Below are 25,678 nucleotides of genomic sequence, written 5' to 3'. Positions count from 1 at the left end.
AAAAAAATTGCGATTAAAAAAAGTAACATGCACATTTTTCCTGGGTTACAGAAAAATTAAGCTGTAATAGCTTGAGATCTTACTCTAAAATTTAATGAGGCTAAATTTTAGACACACCATTCAAAAAGTATTATTATAATAAGTTTAAACGTTTCATCAATTCAGGTCGATTTGATCGACTAACGGGTACTAATTGCTTAGTAATTAATACACTATTATCTTCAATGTCGATAATTTTGGTAACATTAATAATAAAGGAACGATGTACTTTTAAAAACAAATGTTTTGGTAATTTCTCTTCAATTTTTTTTAATGTAGAATGTACAATGTAATTTTTATTTTCAGTTATAATGTGAATGTAATCCCCTTTTGCTTCAACAATTGTTAAAGAATTAAATTCAATTTTAATCAATCTTCTATCAATGTTAACATAAAATTCCTTGGTATAATCTGCGGATAACGAGGTGTTTAAAAAATCTAAGTGTTTTACATTTTTAGAAACAAACACTTTATGAACCGCTTTTTGAAAACGTTCTAAAGTAATTGGTTTTACTAAATAATCTATGATACATTCATACTCAAAAGCTTCAATTGCTAAATTTTTGTCAGACGTCACCAATATAATCTTCGGCGGATATTTAATCATTTGTATAAAGTCAAAGCCTGTAAAATCTGGCATATGAATATCCAAAAAAATTAAATCAACGTCATTTTGATTTAAAAATTTTATGGCATGAACAGCATTATCAAAATGATTTATCAAGTTAAGCTTTTCTTCAGTAGCAATCATTTGGGCAAGTACAGTCCTTGCTAATGCTTCATCATCAATAATTATACAATTCATAAGCTACTCTTTATCTATGGTTACAACAAAATTTTGTATTTTTTTTAAGATTTCTTCAAATTCTACTTTCATCTCAATTTGGTTGTTTTTTAAAGCTTCTTCATGTTTTTCTGCAATAGCATATCCTTCTATTAAACCTAAAAACGAAACTTTATGTTTTAATTTATGCACACAATCTGCTGCCGCTTTATATCGCTTTGACGCAATTGCTTCCTGATAAATTAGAACTTCTTGAGGTAGTTCGGATTTTAAGATTGAAATAATTTTGATTTCAAATTCCTTGTTTCCTGCAGAAAGTTGATTGATGTACTCTAAATTAGGATTTTCCATTGTTTTTAGGTAAGGTAAAATAAAATATAGTTCCTTTTTTTTCTTCACTCTCAAGCCAAACGTTACCATTGTAAAGTGAAATAATTTTCTTTACAATTGAAAGTCCAATTCCTGGAGCTTGCGTATCACTTTCTAATTTTGTAAACACATTAAAGATTCGGTCAAAATATTTTGGATTAATGCCTTTACCGTTATCCTTTACAAAAAATTCAAAATAATCAGATTTATCAATACAACCTAACGAAATAATTCCGTAGTTTTTATCTGAGTTTTTGACGGCATTTTCAATTAAATTTAATAAAACTTGTTTAAATCTAACAAAATTACCATATACGATCGGTAAATCATCTTCAATCGTAATTGTTATATTTTTAGGAATTTCAATCGTTTTAAGAGCTTCGTCGCATAAAAGATTAAAATCCACTAATCGATCTTCGGACTTAATTTTATCAATGGTAGAATAATCTAATATTCCTTTAATGAGTAAATCCATTTTTTCAACATTGAAAATTACTTTTTTTAAGGATTCCATACCATCCTTTGCAATTACTCTCTCATAATCTGAAATGAACCAACCAATCAGAGTATCAATATTACGTAAAGGAGCCTTAAGATCGTGAGACACCACATGAGCATAATCACTCAATTCTTTATTTTGTTTTTCTAAATTTTGCAATAAAATTTCTCTTTGTTCATTGATAGAAACAATTTCGAGAGCTTGTTGTTTTAAATACTCGGCAGTATTGAAGGCTGTATCCTTATTTATTTTGGATACTTCGACATTCATTGATTCGAATATTTCTTCTAATTTTTTGTTGATTTCTTTTAAACTTTCGGCTTCTGCACGTAATTTTTGATTGGCAAAAAATAATTCATCTGAACTAATTTTCATTGCCCTTTGCAACATGATAAGTTGTTGATCAAAATCATCATATGAAGCGTTAACTAAATTAAGAAAATCCTGAATCTCTTCTAATTGTTCAGGTTTCAATTTCTTCTTAATTTGTCGGCTTAAAAGTGGATTCATTATTCGCTGATTAATGTTAATGTCATAGTTTGATTATGTAATTCACAAAAGGTATTATCTGAAAAAGGAGCCATCTCGCCATAAGAATAAAACCCACAGATTGCCGTTTTTTGACCAATTACATTATGAACTTCTTCAATTTCTTCTTCTACTCTTTGCTTCATTACAAGCTTACGGCCAACGCAACTTACAATTAATGCTAATTGAGGAGGGCTCACTCGGTTTTTCATTGCTTGATTTCCCGCATTATAAGCACCTTGAACTAATTCATCATTAGACGCCATCATTAATTGTACTTTTGAATTCATAGGAACATCACCTGCAAGTGTCATTGAATTATTATTTTCGTCAATACTTAAAATGGTTCTAACAACAGGTCTATCTTTGTTTTCTTTAGTAACATTTAAGGGATACAAGAGAGAAGATTGCGGCAATTCGTTGGCTAACTCTCCTAAATATTTTTTATACAATTCTAATGCAGGTAATCCATCAATTTCATAAAGCACATTTTGATCTGATTTTGTGATCATTCGTTCAGGCCCAAAGGCACTCCAACCTCCTACACTAGCTACCGAAAATTCCAAACTATCACCATAAAAACCGATCAGTACTACTTCACCTGCTTTGGGATATTCTTTGTATGAGGCAACTGTTTTTTCAAATTTATGGCCATCTCCACACATACCGCCAGAAATGATATGCTTGTCTTTTAAATCGGTTTCCAAGCCTTGAATTAAGGCACTACCATTAACAAAACTTCCTTCAGATATCAAAAAGAGATGCTTGAGGTTTTGTTCAGGAAACTGTGCATACAAATCTACACCTAATTTAACTGCATCAAAATTATAATCCAAAATATTAGCCCTTTTGATAATAAAACTTGATTTTTCAAATTCAACAACAGTGACTGTAATCGATTCATCAAAAACATTAGTGGCCAGAATTTCACCTGATGTAGAGCCATACACAATATCTTCATAAGGAAATTCCTCTCTAACTGCATCGATAATCATAGTGTTTTCTAACATAGCACGATTTCCAAAAACGAAAACTAATGGATTCTTTACCTCTATTTTTGGTGACAAATAACACCATTCTTGGTTTTGCATCAAATATGCTTGTATAATTTTCATAAGCAAAAAATATATGTAAGGTTACTACTGATTTATTATCTACAATCTGAATTTGCGCTCTATAAAATATTTTTAGGAATTCTAACAAAAAATGTTGTGCCAACTTTTACTTCACTTTCAATCCAAATCTCGCCTTTGTAGTTGTCAATAATTCTTTTAACAATAGACAGTCCGATACCTGTTGAATGCTCATTTTTTGTAAATGATTGAAATATAGCAAATACCCTTTCTTGATTCTCTTTTGCTATGCCGGGGCCATTGTCTTCTATTGAAAATACATAATTATTTTCATCTTCCTTAAAATCTACTTTAACCCATCCCGGGTTTTTATCAACATAGGTAACGGCATTTCCAATTAGGTTTTGAAAAAGTTGCTGCATTCTATATTTATCGGCTCTTATTGTAGGTAATTTTTGAACAATTTGCACCGTCACCGTTTCAGGAATATGGATGATGCTTATTAAATTGTTAATGATATCATTAACATCAACAAAATCCGTTGTAAGTTCGATAGTATCAATTTTAGAGTACGTCAAAATTCCTTGGATAAAGTGATCCATCTTTTCGACTTTACCTTGTATTTTGTTCAAGTAATCCAAAGTATTCATGTTTAAGGCATCTTGATTATCTTCTTTGATCCAAGAAATCAAAGCGTGAATACTTCTTAGTGGTGATTTTAAATCATGAGCTACAATTTGGGCATAATTATTCAATTGCTCATTTTGATTTTCTAAACGCAACAAGAGTTGTTCCTTTTGATGCTCTAATTTTTTTTGATCTGTAACATCCAAATGTACTCCTATGGATCCGATCAACTCTCCTTTTACATTATAATTTGGAGCTCCACTTATGAGTAAATATTTTTCTGTCCCATTTTTGATTCTAACTTTTACTTCATAGGAAATGATACCTTCCGTTTTATTGTGTTTAAGATTTAATACATTTTCACCAGCATTGAAATAGAAAAAATCTGATTTTTTACCTATCAATTCTGAAATAGTGTAGCCAGTGATATCACAAAAAGTTTGATTTGCAAATACTATTTCGTCTTCTAGATTTACCTCAAGAAGTCCCATTTTCATACTTGCGATAACATTGCTGTACTTATCCTTCTCTACTTTGATAGATTCTAAAAAATTTTTTTCAAGGCTAACATCTTGCTCTATCGCAAAAAATTTAAAAATTTTACCATATTTATCCCGTAAAGCCTGTCCTTGTACTCGAATCCAGTATTTTTGTTTAGATTTTGAATAATTTAGAATATCACAATTAAAAGGTTCTCCTTTTGCTATTTGATTCCTTAAATATTTTACAGTTTCCGGATCCGTTTCTTCACCTTGTAAAAAATTTCCTGGTCTCTTTCCTATAACCTCATCGGAGGTATATCCCGTCATTTTTTCAAAACTTTTATTAACCCATTCAATATTGCCGTTTTTATCAGAAATAATTACTGCGTTAATATTTACATCTGCTATGGACGACAAAATATGTAATTTCTCTTCTTTTTGTTTTTCAAGCGTTATATCATCAATCATCGCAAAATAATGAGTAAATCCACTTTCACTTTTTATGGGCTGTCCTTTAGATCTTGACCAAAAAGAGTGACCACTTTTTGTGTTGTGCAATAATTCCACATCAAATGTTTTACTTTCGTGAAAAGCTGTTATCATTTTTTTTACTTCCTCAAGATCTGTATCCGCGCATTTACCAATTTCTATAGGCGTTCTTCCGTAAATTTCATGCTTGGTATATCCCGTTAAGCTTTCGTAAGCGTCATTGCACCAATAAATTTTCCCATCTGGATAACAGAAAATTACTCCATTTTTGTTAGCACTTGCAACTACAGATATCTTATTAAGTTCTTGTTTATCTTTCTCTAAAACTGCCTGTTCTAATTTTACAGTAGTTAGCATATTCTTCAAACCTTCGTTATGGGCTTGGTATCCTTTTAAATCAGACAGATATTCGAAAATAGGAGTATGAACCGAAAAATCATGATTAGACAGTCCCATATTTTCAATACTCTCTATGTCTTTAAAAATAGGAGTGACTAGAAATAAATAATCAGAATCACTTTTTGTGATTTGTCCTTCGAGAGAGATGGCAGTATTGGGTAAATAATCAAGTGTTATCCTATCTTTTGTGCTAGAACAGATCCTATTTAAATCATAAACTGAACCGTAAGGTTCTCCAATTTTGAAAAAATCAAAAAAACTAGAATCTTTTATTAAGGAAGGACACATTTTTTGTAGTGATGATCCGATATTTTTAATATTCGAATCTTCATTAATCAAGATATGAAAAGGAAATATTACATCAAAGGTAGATTGATTGAAATGGTATTGAATATTTTCCATACTTAAAAATTTGAGGTATCACAATTCAAAATACAAAATCAAATAATAAATTAAACTATTCAGACAATTAACTATAACATTAACAATTGCTAATTTACACTATATTTATCTTTGAAATGCATATATTATCGATATAAAACATTAAAGATAAAATAATTAGGTGAAAAAACAAGTGGGGATAAGTATTATGTAGATAAAAAAAAACACCCTAATCATTTTAGATTATGGTGTTTCCAAAATTTTTAAAGAAAAACTATTTTTCAATTAACTCATTAGTACTCCAATATTCTATAAGTCTTTTTATTCTAACCATGTAATCATCATATTTTAATGGTTTTAAAAGATAACCAGCAATTCCAATTTTGTAACATTCTAGCAAATCACTATGATTGCTAGAAGTGGTAAGCACTATAGAAGGGATATACTTAAAAATAGGATCATCTTTTAATATTCTTAAGAACTCTATACCATTCAATTTTGGCATGTTTAAATCAAGAACGATTATATCTAGAATACTGGATTTGTTCTGTAATATTTCAAGTGCTTCTTCACCATTATTGGCCTCAATAATTTTATGATTCCCTCCTAAGTTATTTAAAACTCTATTAAATTTCATGATTTCTATCATATCGTCTTCTATTAGAAGTATATTGAGTGAATTTGTCATTTTTTATTGTTTAGTATTTACACAACTTAAACTTAATTAATTAATTTTTGTGATTAACAAATAATCGATAAGAGGCATTTTAATTTCGACGAAATGCATTAAAGTATCGTTGAATGCTCATAATTTTTAGAATTAAGTCAGTAAATAATTTTAACCCTTGTTGAAATAAAAAATTTTTGATTGAAATGTTATTTATTAACATTTCAAATTTATTAATGTAATGAGAGTCAGAGTAAGAACCGTTAATTTTGACAAAACTCTTGTTAAATGCTTCGAAACACCTGTTATAATTCTTTCTTATTTTTAATTCGTATTAAAATAATGATAAAATAGTTTAAATTTTTTTTTTTTGACTTGATATAGATTTATGGCGGTTTTTAAACCCTTTTAATATTCAATCTCATTGGTGTTTCCATAATGATTTATGCTGATTAAAAAAAAAAACAATTGTTTAGTTGAAGGTAAATGTCCTCAATGGGAAAGTAACACTCAATCTGATAATTGATTTTTTAAATGATTCAAACCATGAGCATTTACTATCGTTAATCAATAGAGTGGAAAACCCTTTCACTCCAAAATAATTCTACTAAATTTGACATGAATACTGGTTTGTTTTGTGATTTCAAGGTGCTGAGTATGTATGTTTTGGTTGATATCTTTCCTTGATTTATTTCATTAATACAATTTAACCCAACGGATTTCATTTTATTTTTTTTACAGGAGTTCAAATAATGAATTTCTTCCTCAAAATTAAGAACCTACTCTCACTAGAATAGTCAGAGTAAATTCCAAAAAACAAGTATTAGCTCATTAACTTGCATTTTTAAGAGATAATCAATTTACATAGTTTTCATTTTTAAAAATAGTATGTGAGCTGCTGTTTTTTGCATAATTCAGTTTCGCTATAATGTATAAAACGCATTTTGGGTAAAAAAACAATTTATTTAATAAAAAGTTAAAATTGTTTATTGTAATTTTTTATATTTGGAAATCAGCAAGATATGTGTGAAAAATACGAAGTTCAAAAATTATAACAATTATATTGCATATCAAATTCTAAATAATGGAAATAAAACAGGTTTACAAAAATTTAGGCCCCGATAAATTTTTTATGATTACCATGTTTGTTGTTAATTTCGGTAATTATTTCTATAATTTGTTACTAGGACGAATTCTAGGTCCTGCTGCATTTGCTGATGCAGCCATCCTAATTACACTGCTTTTGGTGCTTTCCTTTGTAGGGATGACTTTTCAAATCGTCTCGGCTAAATATGCTGTTTTATTTTCAAATTCTTTTTTATCACAATTTTTGCGTTTTATAGCTACTAGAGCTGTTTTTTTTGGTGGTAGTTTGGCTGTTTTTGGAATAGTATTTAGTGGGTATTTAAGTCAAATTTTGAACACACAAACCTCCATTATTTTTACCGTGTTTTCGTTTTCCCTCCCATTTTATTTTTTAATGAGTGTGAATAGAGGCTTATATCAGGGACAAAATAATTTATTGGATCTCTCCAAAACTTACTTTTACGAAATGTTTTGCCGATTATCAGTAACTTTTTGCTTGCTTTATTTTTTTCCTAAAACCACTTCTTCCATTTTTGTCTCCATTGGAATACTGATTTCTATAGTGGTAGGATTGATTCCTTTTCAAAAAATAATCATGCAACCTAAAGGAAAAGTTGATGAGCCTCTTCAAACCAAGCCGATTGTGCTGTTTTTTTTAATTACTGCTTGCTATGAATTCACATTAATAATCATAAACAACAGCGATATTTTGCTAGTCAAGCATTACTTTGATAATTATAACGCAGGACTCTATGCTTCCTTAGCCCTTATAGGACGGGTGGTTTACTTTGTGGCATGGATGTTTGTGATGTTGCTTTTACCTAAAGTTATTTTACTTCAAAAAGAAGGAAAAGCGACCCAAGGAGTCCTTTTTAAATATGTTTTTTATGTGGTTATTTTGGCTACAATTATCGTAGGTGCTACATTTTTATTCCCGGAGTTAATGGTCAAAATACTTTTTGGTAACGCGTATCTATCCATTGCCAATTTACTTTGGAAGTATGCCTTAGCGACTTCGATTTTTGCCATTTCCAATATTTTTGCCTATTATTTTTTATCCATTCAAAAATACTTTCCTGTTGTAGTAGCCGCTTTTTTTGGTGGTTTTCAAATTGTATTAATCCTATGGTATCATAGCTCTTTGGAACAGGTTGTTAGTATGCAATTGATTGCTATGTTTTTATTGTTGTTGTCCCAAACTTTATTTTTTCTTTTGAATAAAAACAATTCAAATTAATAATTTAATAGCCATTATAATATGAAATTAGCAGTAGTAACCGCCTACCCTCCAAGCAAGGTAACCCTCAATGAATACGGATATCATTTGGTTAAAAATTTTGTGCTAAATGATGAGGTATCCGAGCTTATTTTGCTTTCTGATGAAACGAAAGAAAATAAGCAATTGGATTTTCAAAATAAAGAAAAAATCAGCGTGGAATCGTGTTGGAAATTCAATAGTTATCGCACATTATTTCGCATTTTGAAAAGAGTTCATAAAACCAAGCCCGATTGTGTTTTATTCAATCTGCAGTTTGTGAAATTTGGAGATAAAAAAATTCCCTCGGCTTTAGGATTGCTGACCCCCATGTTTTTGCGTCTCATGGGATACAAAACCATAGTGCTGTTACATAACATACTCGAGCAAGTAGATTTAGAGAAAGCAGGATTTACGGATAGTAAAATTTTAAGTAGTATCTATAATTTTATAGGTACAAATTTAACAAAATGCATATTAAAAGCCGATAGAGTAGCGGTAACTATTCACAAGTATAAAGAAATTTTAGAAGCCAAATACAAAACAAAAAGGGTACTGCTAATCCCTCACGGCACCTTCGAAACAATCCAAGAACCCAATTTCGATAAAAAACAGGCACCACTTCAAATTATGGCATTTGGAAAATTTGGAACCTATAAAAAAGTAGAAATTCTAATAGAAGCCGTAGAAAAAGTTAGAAAAATGTATCCCGAGGAACTAGTCGTTGTCATAGCAGGAACGGATAGTCCAAATACCCCAGGCTATCTTGAATCTGTTCAAAAAAAATACCAACATATCAAAGGAAATATTTTTACAGGTTATGTAGAAGAAAATGATGTAGAACGAATTTTTACCGAAAGTTCCATCGTTGTTTTTCCCTATACTTCCACTACCGGTAGTTCAGGAGTTTTACATCAAGCCGGTAGTTATGGTAAAGCTGTAATCATGCCAGATCTAGGAGATTTAGCCTTATTGGTCAAAGACGAAGGCTATAAAGGCGAATTCTTTATACCAGACAACGTTGATTCCTTAGCGAGCGCAATTCAAAACATCCTTCTCAATGATACCCATCGAAAAAATATCGCCATGGCTAATTTCAATGCAGCCAATGCACTGGCAATGGACAAAATTGTCGCGATGTACCTAAAAGCATTTCAAACTATTTAGCAAAATCTAAAACTTAACCACCATGAAAATTTTAATTATTGATGATCAACAATTAGTTTTATTATCATTAGAAAAATCGCTAAACGATCTAGGATACGAAGTGGTAACTGCCACAACCATCACTGAAGCTATTGAGAAATTTGATTTGCACACACCAAGTTTGGTAATTGTAGATATCAATTTATCTGGTGAAGAACTCAATATTGAAAATTCAGGATTGGAAGTGGTCAAATACATCAAACACGACAAGAAAGCAACCACACCCATAATGGTTTTATCTGGCAATACAGACGAAGAAGTCATCATCAAAGGGTTTGATTTAGGAATTGATGACTATATGAAAAAACCATTAAGTTTGAGTGAAATCGGACTCCGAGTAAAACGACTAATAGGAAGCCCAGAAAAAGAAGATGCCGAAAAAAGCCCACAAATTGACCGAAAAGAACGCTACATACAAAATAAATGTGTAGGAGTTGTAATCCCTTGTTACAACGAAGAAAAACGGCTTTTAGGAGAAGATTTTAGAAAATTTGTACACAAAAATTTAGGCTACCATCTCTGCTTCGTCAATGACGGCAGCAAAGACAGAACTTTAGAAGTGCTCCAAGATTTAATCAAAGGAAAAGAAGACTACATCAGCATCTATGACTGCGAAAAAAATGGTGGCAAAGCCGAAGCCGTGCGCCTAGGAATGCTTCATTTGGCCAAACAATCCCAATTTGATTATGTAGGATTCCTAGATGCTGATTTGTCCACTAATTTCGAAGATTTTAATGATCTAACCGATGCCATTTCTAATTCAAAATACAAACTCGTATTTGGATCCCGAATCTCCAGAATGGGCGCAGATATTACCAAAGAATCCGCACGAGCCATCATTAGCAAAACCATCAACTTTATCATTCGAAAAACATTGTCCATGGAAATCAATGATACCCAATGTGGAGCCAAAATCATGACCAAAGAAATTGTACAAAAAACATTTCAAGAAAAATTTATTACCAAATGGCTATTTGATGTAGAAATTTTTATGAGAATGAAAAAAATATACGGACTCAATGAAACCAAAGGAATGATCCTTGAAAAACCATTAAATAGATGGATTCATGCGGATGGGTCCAAACTTTCCATGAAAGATTCCGTAAAAATAGTAGGACAATTAGGGCAAATAGCGGTTCATTATAGATAAAAGAATATTCTACTACTTAAATTTTATGTTCATTTAAGTATTTGATAAATAATGTTCTAGTTTTTTATTTTTAAAGAGTAACATGACTTGTTGTTTTTTTGTAAAAACTAGACAAAAGTGATTCAATCGATATAAAAGGGGGGCATACCGAATCCAGCTATGCAGACAAAATCCTTTCTGAGTTTCAGAAGGGATTTTTTTATTACCCTATAATCAAAATAAATACTTCATTGCAGAATATTATTTTTAAAATCCTATTTTTGCTTTTTATCTATTTTAATTACTATACGTCATGTCTAATACTATCGAAAAAATAAAATGCCTAATTATAGGTTCAGGACCTGCGGGTTATACGGCTGCCATTTATGCTGCTAGAGCCAATATGAATCCAGTTTTGTACCAAGGAATGCAACCAGGTGGACAGTTGACTACGACCAACGAAGTAGAAAATTTTCCAGGTTATGTAGACGGAATTACAGGACCAGAAATGATGATTCAGTTGCAACAACAAGCGCAACGTTTTGGTGCCGATGTGCGCGATGGTTGGGCTACCAAAGTTGATTTCTCTGGCGATATTCACAAAGTTTGGATTAACGACTCCATTGAATTAAATTGCGAAACTGTAATTATTTCCACAGGAGCTTCTGCAAAATATTTAGGTTTGCCATCAGAACAACATTATTTAAAAATGGGTGGAGGAGTTTCCGCTTGTGCCGTTTGCGATGGATTTTTCTACAGAAATCAAGAAGTAGTGATCGTTGGAGCGGGTGACTCTGCTTGCGAAGAAGCACACTACTTATCTAAGTTGTGTAAAAAAGTAACGATGTTGGTTAGAAGCGAAAAATTCAGAGCTTCTAAAATTATGGAAGAAAGAGTACGCAAAACTGAAAACATCGAAATCCTTTTAAACCACGATACCGTTGAAGTTTTAGGAGATGAACAAGTGGTTTCGGCTATCAAAGTAAAAAACAAAACCACCGATGAAGTGTATGATATTCCAGCAACTGGATTTTTTGTAGCCATTGGTCACAAACCCAACACTGATATTTTCAAGGATTACTTGACCTTAGACGAAACGGGATATATCGTAAATGTTCCTGGGAGTTCCAAAACGAATGTGGCAGGAGTTTTCGTGGCAGGAGACGCTGCCGATCACGTATACCGCCAAGCTATTACTGCTGCAGGTACAGGTTGTATGGCCGCATTGGATGCCGAACGATATTTAGCTGCCAAAGCATAATACTATAAAGTATTAAAAACCAAAAAGTCCTTGAAAAAAGGACTTTTTGGTTTTATTTGCCTATTCTTGAGAAACAGAACCTCCGGAAGATGTGTCTTTTGAAAGACTTATAGGTTTGTTTTTGTATTTTATACTTGCACCACTAGAGGCTTCAGCAATCAAGTTGACTCTAGGGTTTATAATTTGATGACTTCCACTTGAAGCCTTTGATTGTATGTCGTTGATGAATAAATCGGCTGCTTTGATAGTGCCTGCGCTAGAGGTTTTATAGTAGGCATTCAGACCTTTTCCTTTTATATTTATTGTACTTGCGCTGCTAGCGTTGCAGTAGATTTTTTCCGCTTCGATATGTAAATCGATTGTAGCGGCACTTGAGCCATCTATAGTTATCTCCGAGGCTTTGATAATACCTTGATTAGTAACTGTAGCCGCACTATTGGCTTCTATACTTTCAAGGAAAGGTGTTCGAACCACAACTTTTTTGGAAGTGATGTTGCTGAATCCATTGTATTTGCAACCAATTTCTAACTTTCCATTGTTGACTTCTGTTGTAATTCCGTTTTGCAAATTATCATCGGCTTCTACTATGATTTCTACTTTGTCGCTTTGCTCTAGCACTAAATCAATGGCGTTGCTAACAGATACTTGAGTAAAGTTGCCATTTACAATTCTTTTTTCCGTAGTAACGTGTCCGCTTCCTTTGATGCCATTTATTTGTGATACCATATTGCAGGAAGCAAAAAGCAGTGCGGCTAAAGTAACAATGATGAATTTTGTTACTAGGGTGATGATTTTAAGCATGATTATTTGGTTTTAATAATGATACCGTCTTTGTTGATACGAAGTTCTTTAAAATCCTTTCCGGATTTGATGGTAGTATCTTTTTTGATAGAAATTCCATCCTCATTAATATTCACATCAACAGAATCGTTGTTGTCAACATCATCCCATTCATTTTCATCTGCTGGGCAATTCAAACATTTAATTTGTGAATTACTTACTCTATATACATAATTATCTGAACTATAATGTAAGTTAAAAAATGAATTGTCAGAGTGGTCGAAGTTTTGAACAGATGCATCAGGTTTTATGAAAGTGCCTTCTGGTAGATATAAATACAATTCGATTTCTTGTCCTCTGAATTTGCTTTTAATATCGGTAATAAAATAATTGTCTAAATACAAAGTTTTATTTTCAAATTTCAAATGATATTGAATTTTTTCAGCTCTAATTTTTGCTTCTTGAAATGTTTTGCCTTTGGCTGTTTTTTCCACTTGAATGTAAGGTGATTTTTCTTCAGTATACAATAGGCGTAGGCTAACATTGTTGGAATAAATGACTTTGTTGTTGGCAGAATCTTGTAAAAATTCAAATTCAGAATGATCATTAATGTCTTTAGTGAAATAATCGTTGTATTTGAATTTTATTGCCAAAGTGTCGTTTGCGGTAATGGGTAGACTTTGTTTTTCCACAGTTTTTCCGTCATAAGCTACTTGAGATGCTGTTTGAATACCAATAGATATTAATATTGCAACCGATATAATCCAAAGCGCAAGCAAACTGTATTTGGCTATGTTTCCAATGGAACCAATGGTTGGTGATAACAATTTAAAGCCCAAAACAGTCAAGAAGAAGAATGGAATTCCAACAGCAAAAAACATGAGTAGTCCAAAACTCCAAACGGGATAGTCTGCAAAGTTACCTGCTTCAATGAAGTCTTGCCAAGGAAAGTCAATAAATGCTGATGAACCCAAAGTAAAAACTCCGATAAACAGACTTATCAAAACCGAAAGTCCAATCATTATCAAAACAACACCAAGTATTTTAGCGAATACTTTAAATACAGTCATAATAAAATCACTCAATGAATTGCCTATTTTTTGAGCTCCAGATTTAACTTGAGTTCCCATTTTATCATAATCGGCATTTTTAATTTTATCGGATACACTGTCAAATTCTTCGCGAACTTTTTTTTCGATATTGGCAATGGTTACCGGTTCGCCAGTCATTTCTAATTTTTCAGAGGTTGTTACTGCTTCTGGAGTTACAATCCATAAAATGATGTAAGCTAATATACCAGTACCGAACCCAGCGAATACAAAAATTAAGAACATGATTTTTAACCAAACCGCATCAATGCCAAAGTAATGTCCAAGTCCAGTAGCTACACCTCCAATCATACCTTTTTCTTTGTCGCGGTATAGTTTTTTAGTAGTTCTTGGTTCATAATTGCTAAATTTTTGAGCCGAAGAATCTTCTTCAATGATATAATCTTCAGGTTGTCCCATTACAGCGATTACTTCATCAACATCTTTTAAGCCTACAACATGTTTGTCGCTTTTTTGTTTCTCATCTAGAAGTTCGGATACGCGCATTTCGATATCTTTAATGATTTCTTCTTGACCTGAAGAATTGGCTAAAGAGCGTTTAATTGCTTCAAAGTAGCGAGATAACTTTTGGTATGCATCTTCGTCAATATGGAAGAACATTCCGCCTAAATTGATATTTACTGTTTTATTCATGACTATTTCTTTTGGTTGGTGATAAGATGTACGGCTTCGGATAATTCATTCCATGTACCGCTTAATTCATTTAAAAATGTTTGTCCAATTTCGGTTAAACCATAGTATTTTCTTGGTGGGCCAGAAGTTGATTCTTCCCATCGATAGTTTAATAAACCATCGTTTTTCAATCGAGTTAAGAGTGGGTAAATAGTGCCCTCAACTACTAACAATTTGGCGTCTTTTAAAGTGTCTAATATTTCTGAAGTATAAGCATCTTTTTCTTTTAATACTGATAAGATGCAAAACTCGAGAACACCTTTACGCATCTGTGCTTTTGTGTTTTCAATGTTCATGATTTTAAGTTTGATTTTTGATACTGAAATAAACTGTTCGTTTTTTGATTGTTTTTCATTGCTGAAACATTTGATGATTGTATAGTGTTGATGAGACTACTATATACTTTATAATTGATTACTTTATAAAGGGGATCGTAAATGGGTATTCGTATTTTTCGCCGTTTGAGGCTTTGACTGCCGCAATAATGATTAAGAAAAATTCGGCTATTTTGAATCCCACAAAGGCTAGAGCTGCGATGATTCCAACGGTAATAAGTCCAATGTGATCTTCAAAATTAAAATCTTTTATCACTAAGCCGTGATTATGATAGAATTCATTAAAAGTCATATTGTTCAAAACAGTAAAAATTAAAATCGGTAATGCTATTGCTGCCAAAACCAAAGAGTAAATAAGCATACTCAATTGAAAATTAATGGCTTGTTTGCCATGATGATCTACAAATTCGGATTGTTCTTTTTTGGAGGTCCAAATTAAGATTGGAAAGATATAATTGCCAAACGGAATTATATACTGGCTCAAGGTACTAAGATGAGTAAAAGTGGCCAGGTTTTTTTCTGATGTTGTTTCCATGATTAATTGTATATAGTAATTTCTAATACAAATATATGTCTAAAAACAAGTATTATGTAACGCATAGTAGTAATTGTTAACAAAAAATTAACAAAATACGCTGTTTTTCTGGGTTTAAGAAGTTGTTAGTGAAAGGATTGTGAAACGGGGGTGATTTTGGGTTGATAGAAAAACATGTAGAAATTAGCCTGATTATGATGTCTGGATTTCTTTAGATTTGAACTTGTGGTAATTTTATACATATAGGATAGAGGGTCTTTATTACAATCTTGGTATCGAATATATGCATGCATACTATTTTTTTTTATTTTTACAAGAAACTATAACCAAATGAAAATAAACGTATCAAAATTGAATCAATTCTTGCTATTCAAGTTACCTTCCGCTTTTTTATGTGGGGTGAGGGTAAAAGCTATTGATGAAAGAAAATGTGTGGTGAGTGTAAAACACCGCTGGATTAATCAAAATCCTTTCAATTCAATGTATTTTGCGGTGCAAGCCATGGCGGCCGAGTTGTCGACTGGCGCTTTAGTGATGTATCAAATTCAAAAAAGTGGTAGAAAAATATCTATGTTGGTAGCCAACAACAAAGGTAATTTTACAAAAAAAGCCACGGGTAGAATTATATTTATATGCAATGATGGACATTTAATTGAAGAAGCTATTCAAAAAACTATAGCAACAGGAGAGGGGCAAACTTTTTGGATGAAATCCATTGGTACCGATGAAAAAGGCATTCAGGTATCGGAAATGGATTTTGAATGGAGTATCAAAGTGAAATATTGTATTTAAAGTATATAAAAAAAGCCTCAATGAGGCTTTTTTTAATTTGTCTTTTTTGAAGAACAGCATTTTTTGCTTTCCATCGAACATGATGATTTTTTTGTTTGCTTTTTGCTGGTGGATTCTTTTTTTGCTTTTTCTTTTGCTGGAGTTTCTTGTGCTTGGATTGTTAAGCTGAAAAAAGCTAATGCTAGAACGTAGGCTATTTTTTTCATTTGATTATTTTTTAGGATAGATAATTACATTTTAATATCAAATATAAAGATATATATTTATCCTAAAACAGATGAAAATTTTTTTTAGGATTTTTGTATGTGGAGTGGTATTGGTAATTCATTTAAAATTACTGTTTTATTGTGTATAATGCTGCTTTTTGATTCTTTACTTTGAGGAAGAGCGAAAGTTTTAGGCATAAAAAAACGGTTTTAAATTGCTTTAAAACCGCATAAAATCTGTGTTTTTTGATTTTTCAACCTTGTAGCGAGACCGAGATTTGAACTCGGGACCTCAGGGTTATGAATCCTGCGCTCTAACCAACTGAGCTATCTCGCCGAATCGGATTAAAAATGTAATCCCTGAATTCGGGTGCAAATATAGCTATAAAATTATATTAAGCAAGTTAATTTCATTAAAAAAAATATTTTTTTCAAACGCATTGTTTTTGGCATTATATTCTTATATTTCGAAAAAAAAATCAACATGGACCAAAAAGTAAGATATGAGATTGAGTTTCCGATTAATTCATCTCCTCAGTTATTGTATCAATACATTTCTACTCCTTCTGGTTTGGCTGAATGGTTTGCTGACGATGTAAATTCAAGGGGAGAATTTTTTACTTTTATTTGGGATGATTCTCAAGAGAAAGCTCGTTTGGCCTCGAAAAAATCAGGTGAAAAAGTAAAATTCAGATGGGTAGATGAGAAAAATAAGGATACGGAATATTTTTTTGAATTACATATTTTAGAAGACGAACTTACTAAAGACGTATCTTTGTTGGTTATTGATTTTGCTGAGAAAAACGAAGTTGCAGAAGCTAGAAAACTGTGGGAAAATCAAATATCCGATTTGAAACATCTCATAGGATCTGTATAGTTTTTTGTATTTTAAACCTTATCTTTGCCCTAAATTTTAGGGCTTTTTTTATGATTAATTGGAACGGATCGATTCAAGAGGTAGCCAACAATTCATTGGCACAAAACAGAGGTTTTTTATACGGTGATGCGGTTTTCGAAACTTTAAAAATTGCCAATGGCAAGATCTTATTTTTTGAAGATCATTATTTTAGATTAATGGCAAGCATGCGTATTGTTCGCATGGAAATTCCGATGCATTTTACTCCAGAATTTGTAGAAACTGAAATACTAACACTTGTTGATACATTAGGAATTTCTGATCTTGCTAGGGTTAGAATTACAGTTTATCGAAATGAAGGAGGTTTGTACTTACCAACTCAAAATACAATTTCCTATACAATACAAGCCTCAGCTTGGCACGCAAAAGCTTATAGCTTTGATGCTGTTTCTTACGAAGTGGATCTTTACAAAGATTTTTATGTTACTAAGCAACTGCTATCTACTTTAAAAACCACTAATAAAATGGTGCATATTACCGGTAGTATTTATGCCAAAGAAAATGATTTGGATAATTGCTTGCTTTTAAATGATTCTAAAAATGTAACTGAAGCACTGCAAGGAAATCTGTTCATGAAAACAGGCGGAAAGCTGATTACGCCTCCCTTGTCAGAAGGATGTTTGAATGGTGTTATGAGAAAGCAAATAATTAAAATCGCCAAAAGCGAATTAGGGATTGATGTAATCGAACAGCCTATATCACCTTTTGAGTTGCAAAAAGCAGAGGAATTGTTTGTGACTAATGTAATGAAAGGAATTCAGCCTATTACGAAATACCGTAAAAAGGAATTTTCTGTGGATACAGCTAGACAATTAGTTGAAAAGCTTAACGAGATATTGGAGTTAAATTAGTTGAGATAAGGGTTTTCAGGGGCGTTAGACCATATAAGATAGTCTCCTCCAATTTCCATAAGTTGTTCTCTCCAAAAATGAGTTGCTGATTTGCCGATGATTTTGTTTTCGTAGGAGTTCTTGGCTACAATCCATGAATTGCTCTCCATTTCTTCTTCTAGCTGATGTTCGTCCCAACCAGTATATCCTAGGAAAAAACGAATGTTGTTTTTTCCTATAAGACCTGCGTTGATAAGCTCTTTTGTGTGTTCGAAATCGCCGCCCCAATAAATGCCGTTTGAGATTTCAATGCTATTAGGAATTAATTCAGGAATGTTGTGGATAAAATAGAGATTGTCTTGTTCAACAGGACCACCATTGTAAATTTTAAATTTTGCATCAATATCTGGGATTAAATCATGAATTGTGTACTTCAATGGTTTGTTAATGATGAACCCAATAGAGCCTTCCTGATTGTGATCTGCTAATAAAATTACAGATCTATTAAAAGATAAATCGCCTATCAACGAAGGTTCCGCTACAAGCAAGCGCCCTTTTTTTAATTTTTCTGTAATCATTTTTCGAAATTTTTAAATTTAAGATTGAATTTATTACATAATTATGGTAAAAAAAAAAAAAAATCGTTAAAATGCAAAAAAAAACCTTCCAATTGGAAGGTTGTGTATTGTAGTCAGTATTTTAGTTTACTGCGCCTTCTAATTCAGCTCCTGCTTTAAATTTTACAACATTTTTTGCAGCAATTTGAATCGTTTTTCCAGTTTGTGGGTTTCTACCGTCTCTAGCTGCTCTAGAAGAAACAGACCATGAACCAAAACCTACTAATGAAACTTTCCCACCTTTTTTCAAAGTTGCTCCTACATTTCCTAAAAATGATTCTAGAGCTAATTTAGCAGCGGCTTTAGTAATTCCTGCATCTGCTGCAATTGCGTCGATTAATTCTGATTTGTTCATAATAAATAGTTATTAATTGTTGGTTAAAATGTTATGATAACAAATTTAGTAGGATTTATGTTCCTTGCAAGCGTTTTAGTTAATTTTAGTTTAATTTGTTAATAACTTCGTTTTTTTTGTTGATAAACGATAGCTTTTTAATTAAATAAATCCTTTAAATCCTTGTTTTTGCTAGTCTTACTCCACTATTGCATTATCTGTAAAACTTACTCCGTTGAGTAAATCGGAAGTTTTCATGCGTTTTTTCCCAGGAAATTGTATTTCTAAGATTTCAATGTATCCATCTTGTACTGCAATTTTCATTTCTTTTTTGGTGCAAATTACTTGGCCAATATGGTTGGAGTGTTGTGTTTTTTGGGTTTTGGCATGATAAATTTTGATTGAATACTCTTTTTCTTGATCTTTCAAAACGCACCATGCTGCAGGGTACGGAGATAGACCTCGAATTAAATTGTAAATCGAATCTCCAGGCAAATTCCAATCGATTTTGCAGTTGTCTTTATTCAGTTTGTAAGCTGTTTTGTCTGTTGTGGTTTCGACTTGGGCAGTAGTGTGGGCCATGTCGCTTTCAATAAGCTTTAGGGTTTCAATAACGGTTTCAGCTCCAATAGTGATGAGTCTGTCATGCAATTGTCCAGCATTTTCGTCCGGTTCTATTGGGGTCTTTTTGCTTAAAATCATGGCGCCAGTATCTATTTTGTCGTCGATGAAAAAAGTGGTTACCCCAGTATGTGTTTCACCATTGATAATGGCCCAATTGATGGGGGCAGCTCCTCTGTAATTTGGAAGTAAAGAAGCATGAAGGTTGAAGGTGCCCAATTCAGGCATTGCCCAAACGACTTTGGGTAGCATTCTAAAAGCTACAACAACTTGCAGATTGGCATTTAAAGCCTTTAATTCTGCTAAAAAAGTTTCATCTTTTAAATTATTAGGTTGTAAGATTGGAAGTCCTTTTGCTATGGTATATTCTTTTACGGCAGATTGATGAATCTTTTGACCTCTTCCTGCAGGCTTGTCGGTTGCTGTAATCACTCCTACTACTTCATAGTGGTGTTGAAGTATAGCGTCTAAAATACCTACGGCAAAATCAGGAGTGCCCATAAAAACAATTCGTAATTTTTTCATGCTATTGTAAAGAATATTTATTGTTGGAAAGAATTTGAATTTTATTGTCTTCTAATAATGATTGAAGTGCAAAGATAATAGCCTCTGGGCTTTCATTGGTGTTTTTTTCGATTTCTCTTGAATCTAAATTTTTATCTTTTAAAAGATTAAGTATGATGGAAGTTAGCGAAGTGTTTGGCTTTTTGGGAGTTGCTTGAGCGATGCAATAGGAGCAAGTACCGCAGGATTGGTGTGTTTTTTCGCCAAAATAACCTAATAGTATTTGGTTTTTGCAGTGCTTTTGATCTTGAACGTAATTGATTACTGCGTCTAGCTGGCTTTTTTTGTTTTGATTTTGTTGATTTAGATATTTTATTACACGATTAATTGTGTGTTCGTCTTCGCGAATTTCATTAAAAATAAGTGTGGCATCATTGTTTTTGGCTTGGTAACTAATGATGTTGTTTTTACTTAAATTTTGTAAAATGCTATGAATCGTTGCTTCGGTTGTGTTGGTTTTTTTGGCAAGCAAAGAAAGATTAATGGAGGTGGGTATTTCGTATATTCCAGGGTAAGTTCTAAGTAAGGTCAGTAGATAGTCTTCTTCGTTAGGATGTAAACTGATATAGCGAATTACCTCCTTGGAAGGAATTAAAAACTGAATTGTTATTTTTTCTGAATACTCTTGTGACAATGTTATAATACCTTGTTGGTCTAAAAATTGCAATGATTGAAAAGTTTTCAGTATCGGAAATTGATATTTGGTACAGAAATGATTCAAATTAAATCCAAATCGTTCATGAATGCCTTCGCCGTAAGCAATTTGAAAATAATTGCACAATTTCTTAAACATCAAATTTAAGAAAGAGCGATCGGGTAAATTGTTTACAAATTGGGATTGTGCGCGGATAGGGTCTGATGGGCTATTGAGTAATATGGCGTAGGCTTTATTGTTGTCTCTTCCGGCCCTCCCTGCTTCTTGATAGTAGTTTTCGAGATTTTCAGGTAATTGAATGTGTATTACGGTTTTAACATTAGGCTTGTCGATACCCATGCCAAATGCATTTGTTGCAACGATTATTCGATTTTCTTCGGTCATCCAACTTTTCATGTTTTTTTCTTTTTCCTTATAGGATAAGCCGCCGTGATAGTAAGTGGCTTTGAAGCCTAAAGCATTAAGTTGGAACGCGATATCTAAACAAGATTTTCGATTACGCACATATATGATACTAGGTTCTGGATTTTTAGTAAGAATTTGTTCTATGCGGTGTAGTTTGTCTTCTACATCAAAAACCATATAGGCCAAATTGGGTCTGGCAAAAGACTTTTGAAAAACAGCGGGTGTTTTTAAATTCAGATCTTGGATGATGTCTTCTTTTACCTTAGGGGTGGCAGTTGCGGTTAGTGCTATAAAAGGGATTTTTGGAAAAAATTGTTTGAGTTGGTTGATTTTTAAATATGAAGGTCGAAAATCGTGACCCCATTGCGAAACACAATGTGCTTCGTCTATTGCGATGAAGTTTATTGGTAAATCTTTTATGCGATTGATAATCCAATCAATTTGAAGGCGTTCAGGCGAAAGGTATAAAAATTTATAATTGCCATATTGACAATTGTCTAACAAATCAATAAGCTCCTCTGTAGGGATGCCTCCTGTGAGCGCAATGGCTTTGATGTTTCTTTTTTGTAAATTGGCAACTTGATCTTTCATCAACGCAACTAGTGGTGAAATGACCAAGCATATACCATCGGTCATTAATGCAGGAACTTGAAAACAAATTGATTTTCCGCCACCGGTTGGTAATATTGCTACAGTATCATTGCCTTTCAGGACAGAAGTTATGATTTCTTCTTGTAAGGATCGAAAGCTGTTGTGCTGCCAATATTGCTTAAGAATTTGTAATGCCTCTTGCATGAATTAAATGTCGTTGCAACCGACAATCAGTTTGTAGGTTGCGAAGGTTTGTTGGAAATTCTGTCCAAGATAAAAAGAATTCGGTTATCTACAGTATCTTTTGGAACTTCAATAAGTTCGTAACCGTAACTTTCGTAAGTCTTTTTGAGATGATGAAAGATTTCTTCTGATTGTGCAAAATCTTCATAACGTTCGTTATCACTTTCGTAAATTTCTTCCCAAGGGGGGAGCATGAAAATTTTAGAATAGTTGCAATTCATGCATGCTTCTTCAAAATGTGGAGGGTAGTCGTCTCCAATATAATTCAAATAAGCTACTACATCAGGAATACCTCGGTCAATGAATACAACTGGATGGTTTTCTTTTTTTGCATCGTGAAATTGCTTGATTCTTCCTTCGAGAAGTTTTTCGCTGAAAAGTAAAGGGTCTTCCAGAAAAAGTTGGTCAATTCCCATTTTTTGAGCCTCAACTGTTACTTGTCTTGAAATTTCTGGATAACAGCAATAGCCTAGTTTAACTAGTTGATTTATAATGGTTGACTTACCTGTGCCTGGACCACCAATGATTACGATAATTTCTTTTTGCACGATTTTGAAATAAAAATGCAAATTTACCTAAACTTATTGGTAATTTAAAAAAAATATTAAGTGGTTTTTTAGAATCGTGTTTTTCTAGGTTGTGGAGCAAAGTAAAAATTAGGAAAAATGCAATGCAGATCAAAGTGTCAAGTGAAAATGTGCGAAACAAAACAAGTATTTATTTTAGTACAACTTGTTTTTTTAAAAAAATCCTAAAACCTATAGTGAAATTCGAATATCTATCATCAAAACCGTATATTTGCGTTTATTTTAAAAAGTAATGGATAAAGATAGAGAAAGAGAAATTGCCGAATTTTATGAGCGTTTGCAAGTTGAACTAGATAATAGTAATACTTGGCCAGCGGAATATTTATTTAAATTTATTGTCCCATCTCTGCAAGAAAATGTTAAAAAAGTAGAAGAAGCTTTTAATTGCATGGGAGCTGTTATCAAAACAACCAAGTCCAAAACAGGAAAATTTACAAGTGTTTCGGTTGATGTAACTATGAAGAATTCTCAAGAAATTATTGAGAAATACCAAGAACTTTCTACGATAGAAGGCATTGTATCCTTATAAACATGATGGAAAAATATATAAAAGAAAATGCAAATGATGTAGTGTGTCATTTAGAGTATAATTCTGAACGACAACCACTGATTATTCCAGAATATGGGCGTCATTTGCAAAAATTGATAGAGCAAGCCATTGCAATCGAAAATCTAGAAGAGCGTAACAAAGCGGCAAAATACATCATTCAGGTGATGGGAAGTTTAAATCCTCATTTGAGGGATGTTCCTGATTTTCAGCATAAATTGTGGGATCAACTTTTTATCATTTCAGATTTTCGATTGGTAGTCGATTCGCCCTATCCTATACCATCTCGAGAAGTGTTGCAATTAAAACCAGCCCCGTTACATTATCCTCAAAACTACCCTAAGTATCGATATTATGGGAATAATATCAAGTACATGATTGATGTGGCAAACGAATGGGAAGATGGAGAGTTAAAAAGTGCTCTAGTAAAAGTGATTGCTAATCATATGAAAAAATCGTATTTGAGTTGGAATAAAGATACGGTAAAAGATGATGTCATTTTTGAACATTTATTAGAGTTGTCTAATGGCAAATTGAATTTGTTGCAGAGTAATGAAGAACTTTTGGGGACCAATGATTTGTTGCGAACCAATAAAAAAATGTCGAATAAAACCAGTTCTTCAAATCAACAAAAAAATCAAAACAATAAAAATAAATCGGGCAAAGCTCCAATTCATAAAAATCAAAATAAGAAAAAGTAATTGTTGAGCATTATTCAACATTCTAAATTAAATACAGAGACATGAGTGTTTTTAAAATCGAAGGAGGAATTCAATTAAAGGGAGAAATAACTCCTCAAGGAGCGAAAAACGAAGCGTTACAAATTTTATGTGCGGTATTGCTAACCTCAGAAAAAGTAACTATCAATAATATTCCTGATATTATCGATATCAATAAGTTGATTACATTATTGGGTAATCTAGGAGTTAAAATCCAAAAAAACGGAAGTGGGTCCATAACTTTTCAAGCCGATGAGGTAAATATGGGCTATCTTGAAACCGAAGCTTTCAAAAAAGAAGGTGGATCTCTTAGAGGGTCAATTATGATTGTTGGTCCATTATTGGCTCGTTTTGGAAGAGGTTATATTCCAAAACCTGGAGGAGATAAAATAGGAAGAAGAAGGTTGGATACTCATTTTGAAGGATTTATTAATTTAGGAGCTACTTTCCGTTATAGAAGAGAAGATCATTTTTATGGTGTTGAAGCTCCAGAAGGACTAACAGGTACTTATATGTTGCTCGATGAAGCATCGGTAACAGGTACGGCAAATATTGTGATGGCTGCAGTTTTGGCTAAAGGAACTACGACCATTTACAATGCTGCTTGTGAGCCTTATTTGCAACAGCTATGTAAAATGCTTAATGCTATGGGAGCCAACATCTCAGGGATAGGTTCGAATCTTTTAACTATTGAAGGAGTGGAGCAACTTGGAGGGTGCGAACACCGTATTCTTCCTGATATGATTGAAATTGGATCTTGGATTGGACTAGCGGCTATGACTAAGTCCGAAATTACAATCAAAAATGTAAGTTGGGATAATCTTGGAGTTATTCCTAATGTTTTTAGAAAATTAGGAATTACTATAGAAAGAAAAGGTGATGATATTTTTATTCCAGCGCATCTTGATGGTTACGAAGTAAAAACCGATATAGATGGTTCTATTTTAACAATAGCCGATGCTCCATGGCCTGGTTTTACTCCTGATTTATTGAGTATTATATTGGTGGTGGCTACTCAAGCCAAAGGCGATGTTCTGATCCATCAAAAAATGTTTGAAAGTCGTTTGTTTTTCGTAGATAAACTTATCGACATGGGAGCGAAAATCATCCTTTGTGATCCGCACCGTGCTGTGGTAATTGGGCATGATTTTAAATCACAATTAAAAGCTACTACGATGTCTTCTCCAGATATTCGTGCAGGTATTTCTCTTTTAATTGCCGCTCTATCCGCAAAAGGTACAAGTACCATTCAAAATATTGAGCAAATTGATAGAGGTTATGAGCGTATTGATGAGCGTCTAAGAGCTATTGGCGCTAACATTGTAAGAGCTTAAGCCTTTAATTAT

27 protein-coding genes and 1 tRNA gene are annotated in these 25,678 nt (G+C 32.7%); 10 read left to right on the top strand and 18 right to left on the bottom strand.

The features are described 5' to 3' along the window. Window positions 1–133: 133 nt before the first annotated feature. From ACZIX2_RS07400 to ACZIX2_RS07375, 6 genes are all read right to left on the bottom strand, one after another. The gene (locus ACZIX2_RS07400; RefSeq protein WP_463339452.1) at window positions 134–844 is read right to left on the bottom strand and encodes a LytR/AlgR family response regulator transcription factor; all 711 of its coding nucleotides are present in this window, start codon (window positions 842–844) and stop codon (window positions 134–136) included. A gap of 3 nt (window positions 845–847) precedes the next feature. Continuing rightward, window positions 848–1,174: an Hpt domain-containing protein gene (locus ACZIX2_RS07395; protein WP_463339451.1), complete on the bottom strand. Its 327-nt coding sequence runs from the start codon at window positions 1,172–1,174 to the stop codon at window positions 848–850. Beyond that, a complete protein-coding gene (locus ACZIX2_RS07390) occupies window positions 1,161–2,201 on the bottom strand; it encodes a sensor histidine kinase (protein WP_463339450.1) in 1,041 nt (346 codons plus the stop codon). The genes ACZIX2_RS07395 and ACZIX2_RS07390 overlap by 14 nt, the downstream gene beginning before the upstream one ends. Beyond that, a complete protein-coding gene (locus tag ACZIX2_RS07385; protein WP_463339449.1) occupies window positions 2,201–3,334 on the bottom strand; it encodes an FIST signal transduction protein in 1,134 nt (377 codons plus the stop codon). Before ACZIX2_RS07385 ends, ACZIX2_RS07390 begins: the two co-directional genes overlap by 1 nt. Window positions 3,335–3,393: 59 nt before the next feature. After that, a complete protein-coding gene (locus ACZIX2_RS07380; protein WP_463339448.1) occupies window positions 3,394–5,691 on the bottom strand; it encodes a PAS domain S-box protein in 2,298 nt (765 codons plus the stop codon). Window positions 5,692–5,944: 253 nt separating this feature from the next. Continuing rightward, on the bottom strand, window positions 5,945–6,358 hold the full coding sequence (locus ACZIX2_RS07375; RefSeq protein WP_463339447.1) for a response regulator: 414 nt from the start codon (window positions 6,356–6,358) through the stop codon (window positions 5,945–5,947). A gap of 1,063 nt (window positions 6,359–7,421) precedes the next feature. Between ACZIX2_RS07375 and ACZIX2_RS07370 the strand changes: the two genes are divergently transcribed. From ACZIX2_RS07370 to trxB, 4 genes are all read left to right on the top strand, one after another. Further along, window positions 7,422–8,660 (top strand): MATE family efflux transporter, encoded by a 1,239-nt coding sequence (locus ACZIX2_RS07370; protein ID WP_463339446.1) that lies wholly within the window; start codon window positions 7,422–7,424, stop codon window positions 8,658–8,660. 21 nt (window positions 8,661–8,681) lie between these two features. After that, a complete protein-coding gene (locus tag ACZIX2_RS07365; RefSeq protein WP_463339445.1) occupies window positions 8,682–9,845 on the top strand; it encodes a glycosyltransferase in 1,164 nt (387 codons plus the stop codon). A gap of 22 nt (window positions 9,846–9,867) precedes the next feature. Further along, window positions 9,868–11,034, top strand: a complete 1,167-nt coding sequence (locus tag ACZIX2_RS07360; RefSeq protein WP_463339444.1) for a response regulator — start codon at window positions 9,868–9,870, stop codon at window positions 11,032–11,034. Window positions 11,035–11,326: 292 nt separating this feature from the next. Beyond that, window positions 11,327–12,274 (top strand): thioredoxin-disulfide reductase, encoded by a 948-nt coding sequence (gene trxB, locus ACZIX2_RS07355; protein WP_463339443.1) that lies wholly within the window; start codon window positions 11,327–11,329, stop codon window positions 12,272–12,274. A gap of 60 nt (window positions 12,275–12,334) precedes the next feature. On the opposite strand, the gene ACZIX2_RS07350 is transcribed toward trxB, so the two are convergent. The 5 genes from ACZIX2_RS07350 to ACZIX2_RS07330 form a co-directional block, all read right to left on the bottom strand. Next, the gene (locus tag ACZIX2_RS07350) at window positions 12,335–13,075 is read right to left on the bottom strand and encodes a head GIN domain-containing protein (RefSeq protein ID WP_463339442.1); all 741 of its coding nucleotides are present in this window, start codon (window positions 13,073–13,075) and stop codon (window positions 12,335–12,337) included. A 2-nt stretch (window positions 13,076–13,077) separates the two neighbouring features. Next, a complete protein-coding gene (locus ACZIX2_RS07345) occupies window positions 13,078–14,796 on the bottom strand; it encodes a PspC domain-containing protein (RefSeq protein ID WP_463339441.1) in 1,719 nt (572 codons plus the stop codon). 2 nt (window positions 14,797–14,798) lie between these two features. Then, window positions 14,799–15,131 carry a PadR family transcriptional regulator gene (locus ACZIX2_RS07340; protein ID WP_463339440.1) on the bottom strand — a complete coding sequence of 111 codons (333 nt, stop codon included), beginning with the start codon at window positions 15,129–15,131 and terminating at the stop codon, window positions 14,799–14,801. Between the two features lie 118 nt (window positions 15,132–15,249). After that, window positions 15,250–15,705: a DUF4870 domain-containing protein gene (locus ACZIX2_RS07335; protein ID WP_463339439.1), complete on the bottom strand. Its 456-nt coding sequence runs from the start codon at window positions 15,703–15,705 to the stop codon at window positions 15,250–15,252. A 125-nt stretch (window positions 15,706–15,830) separates the two neighbouring features. Continuing rightward, window positions 15,831–15,998, bottom strand: a complete 168-nt coding sequence (locus tag ACZIX2_RS07330; RefSeq protein WP_463339438.1) for a hypothetical protein — start codon at window positions 15,996–15,998, stop codon at window positions 15,831–15,833. 37 nt (window positions 15,999–16,035) lie between these two features. Between ACZIX2_RS07330 and ACZIX2_RS07325 the strand changes: the two genes are divergently transcribed. After that, on the top strand, window positions 16,036–16,497 hold the full coding sequence (locus ACZIX2_RS07325; RefSeq protein WP_463339437.1) for a DUF4442 domain-containing protein: 462 nt from the start codon (window positions 16,036–16,038) through the stop codon (window positions 16,495–16,497). 32 nt (window positions 16,498–16,529) lie between these two features. Here the strand turns inward: ACZIX2_RS07325 and ACZIX2_RS07320 are convergent, their stop codons facing one another. Together ACZIX2_RS07320 and ACZIX2_RS07315 are read right to left on the bottom strand one after the other, a co-directional pair. Further along, entirely contained in the window at window positions 16,530–16,703 is a 174-nt protein-coding gene (locus tag ACZIX2_RS07320; RefSeq protein ID WP_463339436.1) for a hypothetical protein, read from the bottom strand. Between the two features lie 263 nt (window positions 16,704–16,966). Continuing rightward, window positions 16,967–17,040, bottom strand: a tRNA-Met gene (locus ACZIX2_RS07315). A 147-nt stretch (window positions 17,041–17,187) separates the two neighbouring features. On the opposite strand from ACZIX2_RS07315, the gene ACZIX2_RS07310 reads away from it, so the two are divergent. Both ACZIX2_RS07310 and ACZIX2_RS07305 read left to right on the top strand, forming a co-directional pair. After that, window positions 17,188–17,580 (top strand): START-like domain-containing protein, encoded by a 393-nt coding sequence (locus tag ACZIX2_RS07310; protein ID WP_463339435.1) that lies wholly within the window; start codon window positions 17,188–17,190, stop codon window positions 17,578–17,580. 50 nt (window positions 17,581–17,630) lie between these two features. Beyond that, on the top strand, window positions 17,631–18,470 hold the full coding sequence (locus tag ACZIX2_RS07305) for an aminotransferase class IV (RefSeq protein WP_463339434.1): 840 nt from the start codon (window positions 17,631–17,633) through the stop codon (window positions 18,468–18,470). Here the strand turns inward: ACZIX2_RS07305 and ACZIX2_RS07300 are convergent. The 5 genes from ACZIX2_RS07300 to ACZIX2_RS07280 all read right to left on the bottom strand — a co-directional run bounded on the left by ACZIX2_RS07300 (window position 18,467) and on the right by ACZIX2_RS07280 (window position 23,027). Beyond that, window positions 18,467–19,027 carry a YqgE/AlgH family protein gene (locus ACZIX2_RS07300; RefSeq protein ID WP_463339433.1) on the bottom strand — a complete coding sequence of 187 codons (561 nt, stop codon included), beginning with the start codon at window positions 19,025–19,027 and terminating at the stop codon, window positions 18,467–18,469. The genes ACZIX2_RS07305 and ACZIX2_RS07300 overlap by 4 nt on opposite strands. 121 nt (window positions 19,028–19,148) lie before the next feature. After that, a complete protein-coding gene (locus ACZIX2_RS07295) occupies window positions 19,149–19,421 on the bottom strand; it encodes an HU family DNA-binding protein (protein ID WP_200107302.1) in 273 nt (90 codons plus the stop codon). Between the two features lie 177 nt (window positions 19,422–19,598). After that, entirely contained in the window at window positions 19,599–20,546 is a 948-nt protein-coding gene (fmt, locus tag ACZIX2_RS07290; protein WP_463339432.1) for a methionyl-tRNA formyltransferase, read from the bottom strand. Between the two features lies 1 nt (window position 20,547). Beyond that, window positions 20,548–22,440, bottom strand: a complete 1,893-nt coding sequence (locus tag ACZIX2_RS07285; protein WP_463339431.1) for a RecQ family ATP-dependent DNA helicase — start codon at window positions 22,438–22,440, stop codon at window positions 20,548–20,550. Between the two features lie 26 nt (window positions 22,441–22,466). After that, window positions 22,467–23,027, bottom strand: coding sequence for an AAA family ATPase (locus ACZIX2_RS07280; RefSeq protein ID WP_463339430.1), 561 nt, complete (start codon window positions 23,025–23,027; stop codon window positions 22,467–22,469). A 271-nt stretch (window positions 23,028–23,298) separates the two neighbouring features. Here ACZIX2_RS07280 and ACZIX2_RS07275 point away from each other — a divergent pair, with 271 nt between their 5' ends. From ACZIX2_RS07275 to murA, 3 genes are read left to right on the top strand one after another with little or no spacing between them, the layout of a single operon-like run. Beyond that, complete coding sequence (locus tag ACZIX2_RS07275) at window positions 23,299–23,595, top strand: DUF493 family protein (RefSeq protein ID WP_463339429.1); 297 nt, start codon at window positions 23,299–23,301, stop codon at window positions 23,593–23,595. Window positions 23,596–23,597: 2 nt separating this feature from the next. Further along, entirely contained in the window at window positions 23,598–24,314 is a 717-nt protein-coding gene (locus ACZIX2_RS07270; protein ID WP_463339428.1) for a DUF4290 domain-containing protein, read from the top strand. Window positions 24,315–24,355: 41 nt separating this feature from the next. After that, window positions 24,356–25,666, top strand: coding sequence for a UDP-N-acetylglucosamine 1-carboxyvinyltransferase (murA, locus tag ACZIX2_RS07265; RefSeq protein WP_463339427.1), 1,311 nt, complete (start codon window positions 24,356–24,358; stop codon window positions 25,664–25,666). Window positions 25,667–25,678: the final 12 nt, after the last annotated feature.

The sequence above is a fragment of the Flavobacterium riviphilum genome, from assembly GCF_055231795.1.
The sequence above is the reverse complement of the archived record's forward strand: the minus strand, read 5'-3'. Positions and strand labels throughout refer to the sequence as shown.